Below are 14665 nucleotides of genomic sequence, written 5' to 3' on the forward strand. Positions count from 1 at the left end.
CCGGCGGACGGTGCCCGTCGCTTCCCCGGGGAGCGGCGGGCACCGGCGTATCTTGACCCCTATGGTGAACGCGACCCCGCTGCTCCCCAACTCCCGTACCGAACCCGACGGTTCCGCCGTCGTCCGGGTCCTCAGCTACAACATCCGCTCGATGCGCGACGACCCGGCCGCCCTGGCCCGGGTGATCGCCGCCTGCGCCCCGGACCTGGTGCTCGTGCAGGAGGCCCCCCGCTTCTTCCGCTGGCGCAAGAAGCTCGCCCGGCTCGCGGCGGCGTCCGGACTGGTGGTCCTCACCGGAGGCGCCACGGCCGCCGGCCCGGCCCTGCTGTGCTCGCTGCGCGCCACCGTCGAACGCACCGAGGACGTCCTGCTGCCGCGCACCCCGGGACGGGAACGGCGCGGCCTCGCCACCGCCGTCGTCCGCTTCGGGGGCGCCCGGCTCGGTGTCGTCGGCTGCCATCTGAGCCTGGACCGCGAGGAGCGGTACGCGCAGGGCGGCATGCTCCTGGACCGGCTCGCCGCGCTGGGCGTGGAGCACGCGGTCGCGGGCGGCGACCTGAACGAGCAGCCGGACGGCCCCACCTTCGGCCGGCTGGCCGCGCACCTGCGGGACTGCCGGACCGAGGCGGCGTGGGGCGGCGAGTACACCTGGGCGTCGGACGATCCCCGCCGCCGCATCGACGCGCTCTTCGTCACGCAGGGCGTCGAGGTGCTCGGCTGCGGGGTGCCCCTGGAGCACCCCGGGGTGACCGGGAGCGACCTGAGGGCGGCCACGGACCACCTGCCGGTCCTGGCCGCCCTCAGGGTCCCCGCGGCACAGGCGCCCGCGCGCTAGACGACGGCGCCCCGTCCCGGGTCGTCGTCGTCCTCGTCGTCCGTCCTCATGCGCATCACCAGCGTCGCGAACCCGCCGAGGAAGCCGCCGATGCCGAGCGTGGCCAGCCACCACGTCATGTCCCAGCCGAACAGCACCGCCAGCAGGAGCAGGACCGGCCCGCCGAGCACCCCGAGCCAGGCGAACTTGGCGGTGGCGTCGGCCTCGGGCAGCGGCGGCGGCTCCGGCGGGACGAAGTGGCCCTCGTCGTCGGCGGCGAAGTCCTCCTCGGAGGGCTCGGGCACGGTGTAGTCGCGCGGGCCGACGCCGGGCGCGAAGGCGACCGAGCCGCCCAGCGGCCGGGCCGCGGCGGGCCGGTCGCCCCCGCCGTCCTCGCCGTCCCCGTCGTCCTTGACCGCCGTGCCGTCCCCGAGGGCGCCGGAAGTCCCGGAGGGCTCGTCGTTCGTCCCGGCCTCCAGCAGCGCCAGGTCCTCCACGGACTTGAACGGCTTGGCGCCGGGCGGGTCCGGCGGCTCCTCGCCGTACCCGGCGACGATCGCCGCCCAGGCGGCCTCCTCGTCGAGCGGGACGCCCCGCTCGTCCGGCTCGCGGTCCTCGCGCTCGGAGTCGTGCTCAGCCACCTGTGGCCGTCCCTTCCTTGCCGAGACTGGGGGCGAGCCGGCCGATGAAAGCGAGGCTCTCCTCGAAGATCCGGTCCGCGTCATGGTCCAACGTCGCCACGTGATAGCTCTGTTCCAGCAGGACCTCCCGCACGTCCGTCGACGACACCCGGCCGAGGACGCGGGCCGAGTCGGCCGGCGGCACCACGTGGTCCTGCGGGCTGCGCAGCAGCAGCAGCGGCTGGGTGACCCGCGGCAGCTCCCGGTCGACGATCCGGAAGAAGGCCCGCAGCGAGTGCGCCGCGTGCAGCGGCACCCGGTCGTAGCCGATCTCCCGGCTCGACGGCTTGGCGATGTCGCTGGCGATCCCCTTCGACGTACGGACGACGTGGCGGGCCAGCGGAAGGGCGTACGCGGACAGGCCGTGCACCTTGTTCGCCGGGTTGACGACCACGACGCCGGCGACCGCGTCCCCGTGCCGGGCGGCCAGCCGCAGGGCCAGGGCGCCGCCCATGGACAGCCCGGCCACGAACACCCGCGTGCAGCGCGCGCGCAGGGCGCGCAGTTCGCGGTCCACCTCCGCGTACCAGTCCTGCCAGCCGGTGAGCTGCATGTCCTCCCAGCGCGTGCCGTGCCCGGGCAGCAGGGGCAGGGCGACGGTCAGGCCGTGCTCGGCGAGGTACTGGGCCCAGGGCCGCAGCGACTGCGGGGAACCGGTGAAGCCGTGGCAGAGGAGGACGCCGACCTCCCCGCCCTCGTGGCGGAACGGCTCGGCTCCGGGGAGGACCGGCACGTCTCGGTCTCCTGTTCGTGAAGGGTCCTGAAGGGGCTGGCACGTCGTCGGCGGGCACGTTCGCGGACGCGTCCGCGGGCGTGCCTGCAGGTACTTCACCGTACGCGACCGCACCGCCACCGACCAGGGCCGTCGAAGCCTTCGGCGGTGTGCCGGGTTAAGGTCTGATCTACAGACACAGGAGGCACTCGGTTGTTGTACGGCGCGATGAAGGTCACCATCGGGGGTCCGCTGAAGCTCGCCTTCCGGCCCTGGGTGGAGGGCCTGGAGAACGTTCCCGCCGAGGGCCCGGCGATCCTGGCGAGCAATCACCTGTCGTTCTCCGACTCGTTCTTCCTGCCCGCCGTCCTCGACCGCAAGGTGACCTTCATCGCCAAGGCCGAGTACTTCACCACGCCCGGCGTCAAGGGCCGGCTGACCGCCGCGTTCTTCAAGGGGGTCGGCCAGCTCCCGGTGGACCGCTCCGGCGCGCGCGGCGCGGGCGAGGCCGCCATCAGGAGCGGCATCGAGGTCCTGGAGCGGGGCGAGCTGTTCGGCATCTACCCGGAGGGCACGCGGTCGCCCGACGGGCGGCTGTACCGCGGCAAGCCCGGCGGCCTCGCGCGCGTGGCGCTCGCCACCGGAGCGCCCGTCATCCCCGTCGCCATGATCGACACCGAGAAGATCCAGCCGCCCGGGAAGGTCGTCCCCAAGCTGATGCGGCCCGGCATCCGCATCGGCAGGCCGCTGGACTTCAGCCGCTACCAGGGCATGGAGCACGACCGCTTCGTGCTCCGCGCGGTGACCGACGAGGTCATGTACGAGATCATGAAGCTCTCCGGCCAGGAGTACGTCGACATGTACGCGACCGCCATGAAGCGGCAGCTCGCGGAGGCGGCGAAGGCCGAGAAGGAGGCGGGCAGGGCGGCGAAGGCCGCGCTCGCGCGGGCGGAGAAGGAACAGGCGGGGAAAGAACGCAGGGGACGGGCCGGATAGCGGCCGTTCGAGCCCTGGACGGGCTCGCGGGTTCGGGGGTGGGACGTGGCCAGGCGTGAAAGAGTCATGAGGATGTCGGTCGAGCAGCCGCTGTGGCGTGCGCTCACCGCCTACCGGCTGCTCGCGACGGTGTACGCGATCGGCCTGTTCGCCACCGCGCACGACGAGTTCGTCCGCCCCTGGATCGCCGTCGCCTACTTCGCCGTGCTGTCCGTGTGGACCCTTGCCACCCTCCCCAGGGTCGCGAACGCGGCGAGCTGCACCAGGCGGTTCCTCACCGCCGACCTCGCCGTCGCGCTCGCCGGCATCCTGCTCACCCCGCTCGCCGACGCGCCCGAGCGCATCCAGGGGGGCGGGCCGACACTGCCGTCGATCTGGACGGCCGGCTCGGTCCTGGCCTTCGCGATCAAGGGCGGCTGGCGCTGGGCGGCCCTCGCCTCCACCCTCGTCGCCGTCGCCAACCTGGTCGAACGCGGCAGCCCCGCCCGCGACACCGTCCACAACGTCATCCTGGTCTGGGTCGCCTCCATCGCCATCGGCTACGTCGTCGAGGTCGCCCGCGCCTCCGAGCGCACCCTCGCCCGCGCCCTGGAGATCGAGGCCGCGACGCGGGAGCGGGAGCGGCTCGCCCGGGACATCCACGACGGCGTGCTGCAGGTGCTGGCCATGGTGCAGCGGCGCGGCGCCGTCATCGGCGGCGAGGCGGCCGAGCTGGGGCGGCTGGCCGGCGAGCAGGAGGTGGCGCTGCGCACGCTGGTCTCCGGCGGGCTGGTGCCCGTCCCCAGGACCTCCGGGGACACCGCCGGGGGAGCCGCCGGCGGGGCCGTCGAGGAGCCCGACGGCCCCGGCGGCGAGGACGGTCCCGTCGACCTGCGCGCGCTGCTCGCCCCGTACGCCGGCGCGCGGGTCAGCCTGGCCGAGCCCGGGGCCCCGGTGCCGCTGCCGCCGCTCGCCGCGCGGGAGGTGGCCGCCGCCGTCGGGGCCGCGCTGGACAACGTCCGCAGGCACGCCGGGGAGCACGCGCGCGCGTGGATCCTGGTCGAGGACGAGCCGGACGAGGTGATCGTCACCGTACGGGACGACGGTCCCGGCATCCCCGAGGGACGGCTCGCCCAGGCCGAGGGCGAGGGGCGGCTCGGGGTGGCGCTGTCGATCCGGGGACGGCTGCGCGACCTCGGCGGCAGCGCGGAGCTGATCTCGGTGCCCGGGCAGGGCACGGAAGTCGAACTGAGGGTGCCCAGGGGCGCCGAGGACGTACGGGGGAAGGCGGAGCAGCGATGACCAGGACCACTCAGGACCGGCCGGACCCGATCAGGGTCATGGTGGTCGACGACCACCCCATGTGGCGCGACGCCGTCGCCCGCGACCTGGCCGAGAACGGCTTCGACGTGGTCGCCACCGCCGGCGACGGCGACCAGGCCGTGCGCCGGGCCAAGGCCGCCGCGCCCCACGTCCTCGTGCTCGACCTCAACCTGCCCGGCAAGCCCGGCGTCCAGGTCTGCAAGGAGGTCGTCGCCGCCGACCCGGCGCTGCGCGTCCTGGTGCTGTCCGCGAGCGGGGAGCACGCCGACGTCCTGGAGGCGGTGAAGTCGGGCGCGACCGGCTACCTGCTGAAGTCGGCCTCCACCCAGGACCTGCTGGACGCGGTGCGCCGCACGGCGGCCGGCGACCCGGTGTTCACCCCGGGCCTGGCCGGCCTGGTCCTCGGCGAGTACCGCCGCCTCGCCTCCGAACCGGCCCCCGCGCCCGGCGCCGACGAGCCCAAGGCGCCCCGCCTGACCGAGCGGGAGACCGAGGTGCTGCGCCTGGTCGCCAAGGGCCTGAGCTACAAGCAGATCGCCGAACGCCTCGTCATCTCCCATCGCACGGTGCAGAACCACGTCCAGAACACCCTGGGCAAGCTCCAGCTGCACAACCGCGTGGAGCTGGTCCGGTACGCGATAGAGCGCGGACTCGACGACGCGTGAGCCCGGCCGCCGCGCGGCGGCCCGCCCCGCGGCGGCATCCCGGCGCCTTCGGCCGCCGCCCCGCCGCCCGCGTCCGCGGCGGCCTCGGCGCGGCGGCCGCCCCGCGCGGCACGGACGCCGTCCGCGTCCCGGCCGCACGGGCCACGGCGCGGCCGAGGACGGCCGGCCCCGGCCGGCACGGGGAGGCCGGCGTCTTCCGCGGCCGAGGGGGCGGCGGGCGGCCCCGGGGCGGCCGTGCCGGGGAAGCGGGCCCCGCCCCGCCCCCGTATATTCGCCGGTACCAGACGTTCCGGCGCACCCCGGAGGGCCCCGTGGAGATCCTGGCGTTCGGTGTCCAGGCCGACGAGAAGCCGCTGATCGAGGAGGCCTTCCGGGGGCACGGCGAGGTGCGCTGCCTGGACGTCTTCCTCACCGAGGACACCGCCCGCATCGCCGCCGGCCACGAGATCGTCTCCACCAGCGTCAACGCCGACCTCGGCGCGCGCGTCCTGGAGATCCTGGCGGCCGGGGGCACCCGGATGGTGGCCCAGCGCTCCACCGGCTTCAACAACGTCGACCTCGCGGTGGCCGAGCGCCTCGGCCTGACGGTGGCCCGGGTGACGTCCTACTCGCCGTACGCGGTGGCCGAGTTCGCCTGGGCCCTCGCCCTGGCCGTCGACCGCCGCATCGTGCGCGCCTCCACCCGCACCCGCGACTTCGACTTCCGCCTCGACGGGCTGATGGGCCGCGACATGCACGGCCGCACCGCCGGCGTCCTCGGCACCGGAAAGATCGGCGAGGCGTTCGCCCGGATCGCCCACGGGTTCGGCATGCGGCTGCTCGGCTGGGACATCGCCGAGAACCCCGCCTGCGTGGAGCTCGGCATGCGGTACGTGCCCAAGGAGCAGCTGCTGGCCGAGTCCGACCTGGTCACCCTGCACGTCCCGCTGATGCCTGAGACCCTGCACCTCATCGACGCCGACGCCCTGAAGCTGATGCGGGACGACGCGATCCTGGTCAACTCCAGCCGTGGCGGCCTCGTCGACACCGCCGCCCTCGTCCACGAGCTGCGCGCGGGCCGCTTCACGGGCGTCGGCCTGGACGTGTACGAGGCGGAGGCCGGGCTGTTCTTCCTCGACCGGTCCCTGGAGGCCGTCGAGGACGACACCCTGGCCCGCCTCGTCACCTTCCCGAACGTCCTGGTCACCTCCCACCAGGCGTACTACACCCAGGAGGCCGTCGGCCAGATCGTCGAGACCACGGTGCGCAACGTCCTCGACTACCGGGCCGGCCGGCGCTCCGGGAACGTGCTGGTGCCGCGCAGCTGACCGACCAGCTCCCGCACGATCGCGGCACCGTTCAGCGTCAGCACCGACTCCGGGTGGAACTGCACCCCGGCGAAGCCCGGCCCGCGCAGGGCGTGCACCTCGCCGGTCGAGCTCCGGCTGACCTCCACACCGTGCGCGGCCAGCTCGGCGCGGGCCTCGTCGTCGCAGTGCGCCACGAAGCTGTTGTAGAAGCCGACGGTCTCCGTCCGCCCGAACAGGTCGATCACCGTCTGCGCGCCCTGGTACGGCACCTCCTTGCGGACGATGTCCAGCCCCAGCTCGGCCGCGATCAGCTCGTGTCCGAGGCAGACGCCGAGGACGCCGTGCGGGTGCTCCCGGATCACCTCGGCGGCCAGCTGCCGCAGGAACCGCATCTTGGGGTCGGCCGCATCACCCGGATCGCCGGGGCCGGGGCCCAGCACCACGGGCCCGTCGTGCGCGAGGACCGCCCGCCGCAGTCCCGGCTCGTCGTAGCGCCGGACGGTGACGGCCGGCCCGGACGAGCGCAGCACGTGCGCCAGCATCGCCGTGAAGGTGTCCTCCCCGTCGACGACGAGCACGTGGCCGGACAGCGCGTCCGACGGTTCCTGCATCCGCAGCCAGAACGGCGCGAGCGCGGCCCGGCGCCCGTCCAGCGCGGCCCGCACCCGCGGGTCGTCGGCCAGCTTCGGCCCCGCGGCCTCCTGCCGCGGCCGCTGCGCGCGGACGCCCAGCGCGGCCAGCACCCCGGCCGCCTTCGCGTGCGTCTCCGCGACCTCGCCGGCCGGGTCCGAGCCGCGGACCAGCGTGGCGCCGACCGGCACCCGCAGCCGCCCGGCCGCGTCGATGTCGGCGGTGCGGATCAGGATGGGGGAGTCGAGGGTCTGGGCGCCGCCCGCGTCCCTGCCCAGCAGCGCCAGGGCGCCGGCGTAGTAGCCGCGCCCCCCGGCCTCGTGCCGTTCGATGACCCGGCAGGCGTTCTGCACGGGCGAGCCGGTCACGGTCGCCGCGAACATGGTCTCCCGCAGGACCTCCCGCACGTCCAGCGAGGACTTCCCGCGCAGTTCGTACTCGGTGTGCGCCAGGTGCGCCATCTCCCTCAGCCGCGGCCCGACGACCACCCCGCCCCGGTCGCCGACCGTGCACATCATCTTGAGCTCCTCGTCGACGACCATCGACAGCTCCTCGATCTCCTTGCCGTCGGCGAGGAACCCGAGCAGGTGCTCCGGGGTGGGGCCCCCGGCGGGGTACCGGTACGTCCCGCTGATCGGGTTCATGACGACCGTCCCGCCGGACATCCGCACGTGCACCTCGGGGCTCGCCCCGACCAGGACGCGGTCGCCGGTGTGCACCAGGAACGTCCAGTACGCGCCCCGCTCGCCCTCCAGCAGCCGCCGGAACAGCGCCAGCGCGTCGGCTCGCCCGAACCCCGGGATCCGGCCCCGGTAGGTCCGCCGGATCACGAAGTTCGCGCCCTCGCCCCGTCCGATCTCCTCCCGCAGCACCCGGCCGACGATCCCGGCGTACTCCTCGTCGGTCACGTCGAAGCCGCCGTCCTCCACGCGGACCGCGTGCCCGGGGAGCTGGGCCAGCGCGTCCGCGAGCGGGACGGCGCACCGCTCCTCGGGCAGCAGCGCCAGCAGGGGCGTGCCGTCGTCGATCACGTCGAAGCCGCGTTCGCGGATCTGCCGGAAGGGGACCAGGGCGAGGGCCTCGTCGGGCAGGTCGGCGAGGCGGTCGCGGACCACGACCGGGCCGAGCAGCACCTCGACCACGTCGTGGTCGTGGCCGGGGGTGCGGCGGCGCAGCAGGGCGAAGGGGCGGTCGTCGTGCGTGAGGCGGGCCAGGTTCATGGTTCCTCTTCCGTCGATGTCGGGGCCGAGACGCGGCTCGGGGATCGGGATCGGGAGGAACGGCCCGGGCGGAGAACGCCGAAGGCCGCCCCTCGGGCGGCCTTCGCGAAGTCTTGCGTACGCGCAGTCAGTGGGCCGCCGGGGAAGCGGTCCACCACCAGGTCTGGTGCGTAAGCGCGAACATGGCAGGCACCCTACCCCATGGGCCCGCGGCGCGGCGGTCCGTGCGGGAGCGGCCTCGTCTCACCAGTCGAACCGACCGAAAATCACCCGACACGACCCCGTAATGTTTACGGTGTGACCGTGAACGCTAAGACCAGCCCCGGCGCTGGCAACACCTGGCGAGACCTGCCCGCGGCGCAGCAGCCCGAGTACCCCGACCCCGAGGCTCTGCGCAAGGTGATCGCGGACCTCGAGTCGTATCCGCCGCTCGTCTTCGCGGGCGAGTGCGACCAGCTGCGCGCCCGGATGGCGGCCGTCGCCAAGGGAGAGGCGTTCCTCCTCCAGGGCGGCGACTGCGCCGAGGCGTTCGACGCGGTGTCCGCCGATCACATCCGCAACAAGCTCAAGACCCTGCTCCAGATGGGCGCCGTGCTGACGTACGCCGCCTCGGTGCCGGTCGTGAAGGTCGGCCGGATCGCCGGCCAGTACTCCAAGCCGCGCTCCAAGCCGACCGAGACCCGCGACGGCGTGACCCTGCCGGTCTACCGGGGCGACTCGGTCAACGGCTTCGAGTTCACGCCGGAGGCCCGGATCCCGGACCCGGAGCGGCTCAAGCGCATGTACCACGCCTCGGCGTCCACGCTGAACCTGGTGCGGGCCTTCACCACGGGCGGCTACGCCGACCTGCGCCAGGTGCACGCCTGGAACCAGGACTTCGTGAAGTCCTCGCCGTCCGGGCAGCGCTACGAACAGCTCGCCCGCGAGATCGACAACGCGCTGAACTTCATGCACGCCTGCGGGGCGGACCCGGAGGAGTTCAAGACGGTCGAGTTCTACTCCTCGCACGAGGCGCTGCTGCTCGACTACGAGTCGGCGCTGACCCGTGTCGACTCCCGCACCGGGCAGCTGTACGACGTCTCGGCGCACATGGTGTGGATCGGGGAGCGCACCCGGCAGCTGGACCACGCGCACATCGAGTTCGCCTCGCGGATCCGCAACCCGATCGGCATCAAGCTCGGCCCGACGACGACGGCCGAGGAGGCGCTGCAGTACATCGAGCGCCTGGACCCGGAGCGTGAGCCGGGCCGGCTGACGTTCATCGTGCGGATGGGCGCGGACAAGATCCGCGACAAGCTGCCCGAGCTGGTGGAGAAGGTCACCGCGTCGGGCGCGGCGGTGGCGTGGGTGACCGACCCGATGCACGGCAACACCTTCGAGGCGGCCTCCGGGCACAAGACCCGCCGTTTCGACGACGTGCTGGACGAGGTCAAGGGCTTCTTCGAGGTGCACAAGGCGCTCGGCACCCACCCGGGCGGCATCCATGTGGAGCTGACCGGTGACGACGTCACCGAGTGCGTGGGCGGCGGCGACGAGATCTTCGTCGACGATCTGCACCAGCGCTACGAGACCGCCTGCGACCCCCGCCTGAACCGCAGCCAGTCGCTCGACCTGGCCTTCCTGGTGGCGGAGATGTACCGGGACCAGTAACGGGCCGGCCTGGCACGGGAGCGTTCCTGGGGCGCGGATCACATACGATCCGCGCCCCTCCCGCTTTCACGGGACCGGAGGGACCAGTAAGGTTAGGTTTGCCTCACCGAACAGTCGGGGCGGCACCACATATCGATCCCGGCGGGAGGTGAACCGCGTGTACGTCTGCAGCTGCTTCGGCGTCACCGAGCAGCAGATCAAGCAGCACGCGGAGAACGGCGCCTGCACTCCGCGCCAGATAGCCTCGGCCTGCAAGGCGGGCACGGACTGCGGGTCGTGCGTGCGCCGCATCCAGGCGCTCCTCGGCAGGGGCGCGTGCCCGCGTCGGGAACTCGCCGACCAGGGCGGGCCGGCGCTCCCGGACCTCGAAGAGGCCGCCGCCTAGGAGTGGCCGTCCGGCTGCTCGACGAGCTGGGCGATGTAGAGGGCCTCGCCGAGCTTGTCCAGCAGTTCCAGCTGGGTGTCCAGATAGTCGATGTGGTGCTCCTCGTCGGCGAGGATCACCTCGAAGATGTTCGCCGACGTGATGTCGCCCTTGTCCCGCATCACCTTGACGCCGCGCCGGAGCCGGTCGATCGCCTCCACCTCGATCTGCCGGTCGGCCTCGAACATCTCCCGGACGCTCTGCCCCACCCGTACGTGGAACAGGCGCTGGTAGTTCGGCAGCCCCTCCAGGAAGAGGATGCGCTCGGTGAGCACCTCGGCGTGCTTCATCTCGTCGAACGACTCGCGCCGGGTGTACTTGGCGAGCCGGTACCAGCCGAAGTTCTCCTGCATCTTGGCGTGCAGGAAGTACTGGTTGATGGCGGTCAGCTCGGCGGTCAGCTGCTCGTTGAGGAATTCGATGACCTGGGGATCGCCCTGCATCGCAGAGGCTCCTTCCGCGGAAAAGGCAGGTTGCGCCGAATGATGGCACCGGCGCCGAAGATCTTCCAGTAAGTCCGCACTTAGTAAGGAAGTCCATACTCGACGCCTTTTGCCCTGATCGGGATGGGCCCGCGTCGTGTGCATTTCTCGTGGTCTGTCAGGATGGAGTCATGGGTCAGCCGGTGGAGCGCGAGTCGGAGGAGCGCGATGCGGGAGGAGCGGCGCGGCCCGGGCTGCCGCCGGGGCAGCGGGTGCAGCGGGGCTGGCCCGTCACGCACTACGGCCCGGTGCCCAGGTTCCGGCCCGAGCGCTGGGAGTTCCGGGTCTTCGGCGCCACCGCCGACGGCGGGAAGCGCTCCTGGACGCACGCGGAGTTCACCGCCCTGCCGTACACCACCGTCGTGGCCGATCTGCACTGCGTGACGAAGTTCAGCATGCTCGGCGCGGAGTGGGGCGGCGTTCCGGCCCGGACGATCCTGGACCTCGTCCCGCCCGCGCCGACCGTCACCCATGTGATGGTGTGGGCCGAGTACGGCTTCAGCTCCAACCTCCGCCTGTCCGACTTCGCGTCGGAGCGCACGATCTTCGCCACCCACAAGGACGGCGAGCTGCTCACCGCCGAGCACGGCTTCCCGCTGCGCCTGATCGTCCCCCACCTCTACGCCTGGAAGGGGCCCAAATGGGTCCGCGGCGTGGAGTACATGACCGCCGACCGCCGCGGCTTCTGGGAGGAGCGCGGCTACCACAACATCGGCGACCCGTGGAAGGAGCAGCGCTACTCCTACCAGGAGGAGCCCGGGGAGGGCCCCGAGCTCTGACCCCGGCGCCCGCGCCGCCCGGCGGCGGGACCGGTGCGCCCCCGGCGGTGACGGCGTACCCCGTGCGGCGTCCCGTCCGCCCGCCGGTGCCCTCCGGCGGCTACCCGGCGCGCAGCTTCTTCAGCTTCTCCACGTCCGCCGCGTGCCCCTCCCTGCCGCCGGGCGTCTCGATGATCAGCGGTACGCCCTCGGTGGCGGGGTGGGTGGTCAGCGCGCGGAACGGGTCCTCGCCGATGTGGCCGGCGCCGATGTTCTCGTGCCGGTCCTTGTGGGCGCCGGCCACGTCCTTGGAGTCGTTGGCGTGGATCAGCTTCAGCCGGCCCTCGCCCACGGTGTCCACCAGCAGATCCAGCGTCCGGTGCATGCCGCCGGGCTCGGACAGGTCGTGCCCGGCGGCGAAGACATGGCAGGTGTCCAGGCACACGCCCAGCTTCGGATGGGCGTCCAGCGCCTCGAAGTACGGCGCGAAGTCCCAGGTCCGCGAACACAGGGAGGCGCCCTGCCCGGCCGTCGACTCCAGCAGCAGATGGGGGTCGTCGTCCTCGGTGAGCTCGTCGAGCAGCGGCAGCAGCCGCTCCCGCACCTGCCGCAGCGCCACCGGCCGCTCCCGGCCGCCGGTCGCGCTGCCGGTGTGCACGACCACGCCGAGCGCGCCGATCTCCCGGCCGCGCCTGAGCGAGTGCCGCAGCGACTCCACCGACCGCTCCACCGTCGCCTCGGTGTGCGAGCCGAAGTTGATCAGGTACGGGGCGTGCACGTACGCCGGGATCGCCGCGGCCGCGCACGCCGCGCGGAACGCCTCGTCCTGCTTCGGGTTGCCGGCCGGCGTGGCCCAGCCGCGCGGATTGGCGACGAAGACCTGCACCGCCTCGGCCCCCAGGTCACGGGCGTAGGCCAGGCCGACGGAGTGCAGGCCGCCGGCCACCGGGACGTGGCTGCCGACGGGGTTGCGGGGCGGACGGGGAGTGCGGTGGTGCTGACGTGTCACCCGTCCAGGGTGTCACGCGTCCGGAGGAATCCCGTCAGCGGATCTCGAGGGTGACCGTCGACCCCTTCGGGGCCGTGTCGCCGCCGTCCACGGACTGGCCCTTGACGGTGTCGCCGAACAGCCCGAGCAGGCCGCGGTCCTCCTCGACCCGGAAACCGGCCGCCTCCAGCTTCCGCCTGGCGTCGTCGGCGCGGTCCCCGACCACGTCCGGGACCTCCACCATCTCCGGGCCCTTGGACAGCGTCAGCGTCACCGTGTCGCCCTCGGCGACCCGTGCGCCGTCCCCCGGGCTCTGCCGGGCGACCCGCCCCTTGTCGTACTCGGAGGTGATCCGGCCGGCGGCGATCCTCACCTTCAGGCCGGCCCCCTCCAGCTCGGCCCGCGCGTCGTCCGGGTCCCGGCCGGCGACGTCGGGCACGTCCACCGGGCCGCCCTTGCTGACGGTGAGCGCCACCGCCGAGCCCGCGCGCACCTTCGTGCCCGTCTCCGGGCCGGTGGAGACCACGAAGCCCTTGGGGACGCTGTCGCTGAACGCCCGGGTCACCATGCCCGGCTCCAGCCCCTCCTCCTCGAGCACCGCCCGCGCCCGGTCCAGCCGGTAGCCCCGCACGTCGGGCAGGAGCACGGTCCGCGGGCCGTCGGAGACGGTGAGGGTCACGGAGTCGTTGCTGCGGATGCGGGCGCCCGGCTTCGGATCGGTGCTGATGACCGTGCCGCGCTCGACCGTGTCGCTGTGGGCGTGCTCCACCGCGCCGACCTCCAGGCCGGCCCGCTCCAGCCGGTCCCGGGCCTGCGCCTCGGTCTTCTCCAGCAGCGGCGGCACCTCGGTGAACTGGCCGGAGTTGATGTACCAGACGCCCGTGCCGAGCCCGAGCACGAGCAGCACGGCGACGACGATCGCCGCCGGACCGCGCCGGACGGCCGGGCGGCGCCGCGGGAACGGCGGGGGCGGGGCCGGCAGACGGCTGGTGCGGTGCACGGCGCCGTCGCCGGCCGCCGGGTCCACCGGCGGGGTCAGCGCCCGCGGGATGACGCTCGTACGGTCCTCGGCGTTGTCGTGCTCCGCGGCGAGCGCCTGCGGCGGCACCGCGTCCAGCTGGTCCGGGCTGAGCGCGCCGCGCGCCCGGCGGGCCTCGGCCAGCAGCGCCACCGCGTCGTGCGGCCGGGCCCCGGGGTCGCGCGCGGTGGCCGACGCCACCAGGTCGTCCAGCTCGTACGGCAGCCCGGGCACGGCGGCCGAGGGCGGCGGCACGTCCTCGTGGAGGCGCCGGTAGAGCACCTGGGCGGGGGAGTCCCCGTCGTGCGGCCGGGCGCCGGTCAGCATCTCGTGCAGGACGACGCCGCACGCGTACACGTCGACCCGCGGATCGGCCGTGCCGTGCTCGATCTGCTCGGGCGCGAGGTACGAGACGGTGCCGAGCACGGCACCGGTGGTGCGGGTGACGGTGTCCACGGCCCGTACCAGGCCGAAGTCGGCGACCTTGACCCGGCCGTCGTCCCCGATCAGGACGTTCTCCGGCTTCATGTCGCGGTGCACGAACCCGGCGCGGTGCGCGGCGCCGAGCGCGGCCAGCACCGGCTCCAGGATGTCCAGCGCGGCCCGCGGCTGCAGCGCCCCGCGCCCGCGCAGCACGTCCCGCAGGGTGCAGCCGGCCACGTACTCCATCGCGAGGTAGACGTACGCCCCGTCGGTGCCCTGGTCGAAGACCTGCACCACGTTGGGGTGGGCGAGCCGGGCCACCGACTTCGCCTCGCGGATGAACCGCTCGACGAAGGAGCCGTCGGCCGCGAGCGTCGGGTGCATCACCTTGAGCGCGAGGACGCGGTCCAGACGGGTGTCCACGGCCCGGTAGACCGTGGCCATCCCGCCGACCGCGATCCGCGCGTCGACGCGGTACCGGCCGTCGAGCACCTGCCCGACCAGAGGGTCCTGAAGGGTCGTGTCCACGCAGGCGAGTGTACGAGCCGCCGCCGCGGTCCCGCCCCGCCGCGGGGGGCCGGGGCGGGACCGCGGCAAAGCCGTGACGGCCGGGC

The 14665-nt window shown here is 73.7% G+C and carries 14 protein-coding genes; 8 read left to right on the forward strand and 6 right to left on the reverse strand.

The genetic code is table 11. The annotated features are described in order from the left end of the window. Window positions 1–61: 61 nt before the first annotated feature. Window positions 62–835 (forward strand): endonuclease/exonuclease/phosphatase family protein, encoded by a 774-nt coding sequence (locus tag ACIBAI_RS09045; RefSeq protein ID WP_399032351.1) that lies wholly within the window; start codon window positions 62–64, stop codon window positions 833–835. Here ACIBAI_RS09045 and ACIBAI_RS09050 read toward each other — a convergent pair. Both ACIBAI_RS09050 and ACIBAI_RS09055 read right to left on the reverse strand, forming a co-directional pair. Beyond that, window positions 832–1455, reverse strand: a complete 624-nt coding sequence (locus ACIBAI_RS09050) for a hypothetical protein (protein ID WP_399032353.1) — start codon at window positions 1453–1455, stop codon at window positions 832–834. The two genes, ACIBAI_RS09045 and ACIBAI_RS09050, sit on opposite strands and share 4 nt — an antisense overlap. After that, entirely contained in the window at window positions 1448–2227 is a 780-nt protein-coding gene (locus ACIBAI_RS09055) for an alpha/beta hydrolase (RefSeq protein ID WP_399032354.1), read from the reverse strand. Before ACIBAI_RS09055 ends, ACIBAI_RS09050 begins: the two co-directional genes overlap by 8 nt. A gap of 207 nt (window positions 2228–2434) precedes the next feature. Between ACIBAI_RS09055 and ACIBAI_RS09060 the strand changes: the two genes are divergently transcribed. The 4 genes from ACIBAI_RS09060 to ACIBAI_RS09075 all read left to right on the forward strand — a co-directional run bounded on the left by ACIBAI_RS09060 (window position 2435) and on the right by ACIBAI_RS09075 (window position 6476). Continuing rightward, window positions 2435–3202, forward strand: coding sequence for a lysophospholipid acyltransferase family protein (locus ACIBAI_RS09060; RefSeq protein WP_399032888.1), 768 nt, complete (start codon window positions 2435–2437; stop codon window positions 3200–3202). A gap of 45 nt (window positions 3203–3247) precedes the next feature. Next, the gene (macS, locus tag ACIBAI_RS09065) at window positions 3248–4483 is read left to right on the forward strand and encodes a MacS family sensor histidine kinase (protein WP_399032356.1); all 1236 of its coding nucleotides are present in this window, start codon (window positions 3248–3250) and stop codon (window positions 4481–4483) included. Next, the gene (locus ACIBAI_RS09070; protein ID WP_399032358.1) at window positions 4480–5169 is read left to right on the forward strand and encodes a response regulator; all 690 of its coding nucleotides are present in this window, start codon (window positions 4480–4482) and stop codon (window positions 5167–5169) included. The genes macS and ACIBAI_RS09070 overlap by 4 nt, the downstream gene beginning before the upstream one ends. Before the next feature lie 311 nt (window positions 5170–5480). Continuing rightward, window positions 5481–6476: a 2-hydroxyacid dehydrogenase gene (locus tag ACIBAI_RS09075; RefSeq protein ID WP_399032360.1), complete on the forward strand. Its 996-nt coding sequence runs from the start codon at window positions 5481–5483 to the stop codon at window positions 6474–6476. On the opposite strand, the gene ACIBAI_RS09080 is transcribed toward ACIBAI_RS09075, so the two are convergent. Continuing rightward, entirely contained in the window at window positions 6428–8308 is a 1881-nt protein-coding gene (locus tag ACIBAI_RS09080; protein WP_399032362.1) for an anthranilate synthase family protein, read from the reverse strand. The two genes, ACIBAI_RS09075 and ACIBAI_RS09080, sit on opposite strands and share 49 nt — an antisense overlap. A gap of 297 nt (window positions 8309–8605) precedes the next feature. Here ACIBAI_RS09080 and ACIBAI_RS09085 point away from each other — a divergent pair, with 297 nt between their 5' ends. Together ACIBAI_RS09085 and ACIBAI_RS09090 are read left to right on the forward strand one after the other, a co-directional pair. Beyond that, window positions 8606–9958: a class II 3-deoxy-7-phosphoheptulonate synthase gene (locus ACIBAI_RS09085; protein WP_399032364.1), complete on the forward strand. Its 1353-nt coding sequence runs from the start codon at window positions 8606–8608 to the stop codon at window positions 9956–9958. A 148-nt stretch (window positions 9959–10106) separates the two neighbouring features. Further along, window positions 10107–10343 carry a (2Fe-2S)-binding protein gene (locus tag ACIBAI_RS09090; RefSeq protein WP_344608987.1) on the forward strand — a complete coding sequence of 79 codons (237 nt, stop codon included), beginning with the start codon at window positions 10107–10109 and terminating at the stop codon, window positions 10341–10343. Here the strand turns inward: ACIBAI_RS09090 and bfr are convergent. Further along, window positions 10340–10825 (reverse strand): bacterioferritin, encoded by a 486-nt coding sequence (gene bfr, locus ACIBAI_RS09095; RefSeq protein WP_399032366.1) that lies wholly within the window; start codon window positions 10823–10825, stop codon window positions 10340–10342. The two genes, ACIBAI_RS09090 and bfr, sit on opposite strands and share 4 nt — an antisense overlap. Before the next feature lie 170 nt (window positions 10826–10995). On the opposite strand from bfr, the gene ACIBAI_RS09100 reads away from it, so the two are divergent. Next, window positions 10996–11643, forward strand: a complete 648-nt coding sequence (locus ACIBAI_RS09100) for a sulfite oxidase-like oxidoreductase (RefSeq protein ID WP_399032368.1) — start codon at window positions 10996–10998, stop codon at window positions 11641–11643. 100 nt (window positions 11644–11743) lie between these two features. Here ACIBAI_RS09100 and ACIBAI_RS09105 read toward each other — a convergent pair whose 3' ends face one another. Both ACIBAI_RS09105 and pknB read right to left on the reverse strand, forming a co-directional pair. Further along, entirely contained in the window at window positions 11744–12631 is an 888-nt protein-coding gene (locus ACIBAI_RS09105; protein WP_399032370.1) for a deoxyribonuclease IV, read from the reverse strand. Between the two features lie 34 nt (window positions 12632–12665). Beyond that, a complete protein-coding gene (gene pknB, locus ACIBAI_RS09110; RefSeq protein WP_399032372.1) occupies window positions 12666–14579 on the reverse strand; it encodes a Stk1 family PASTA domain-containing Ser/Thr kinase in 1914 nt (637 codons plus the stop codon). Window positions 14580–14665: the final 86 nt, after the last annotated feature.

The sequence above is a fragment of the Streptomyces sp. NPDC051041 genome (assembly GCF_044456065.1).
Classification (GTDB): domain Bacteria; phylum Actinomycetota; class Actinomycetes; order Streptomycetales; family Streptomycetaceae; genus Streptomyces; species Streptomyces glaucus.

Coding starts and splice junctions, on each gene's coding strand:
- ACIBAI_RS09070 (WP_399032358.1), top strand. CDS start 4,480: ATGACCAGGACCACTCAGGACCGGCCGGACCCGATCAGGGTCATGGTG.
- ACIBAI_RS09080 (WP_399032362.1), bottom strand. CDS start 8,308: ATGAACCTGGCCCGCCTCACGCACGACGACCGCCCCTTCGCCCTGCTG.
- ACIBAI_RS09100 (WP_399032368.1), top strand. CDS start 10,996: ATGGGTCAGCCGGTGGAGCGCGAGTCGGAGGAGCGCGATGCGGGAGGA.
- ACIBAI_RS09060 (WP_399032888.1), top strand. CDS start 2,435: ATGAAGGTCACCATCGGGGGTCCGCTGAAGCTCGCCTTCCGGCCCTGG.
- ACIBAI_RS09045 (WP_399032351.1), top strand. CDS start 62: ATGGTGAACGCGACCCCGCTGCTCCCCAACTCCCGTACCGAACCCGAC.
- bfr (WP_399032366.1), bottom strand. CDS start 10,825: ATGCAGGGCGATCCCCAGGTCATCGAATTCCTCAACGAGCAGCTGACC.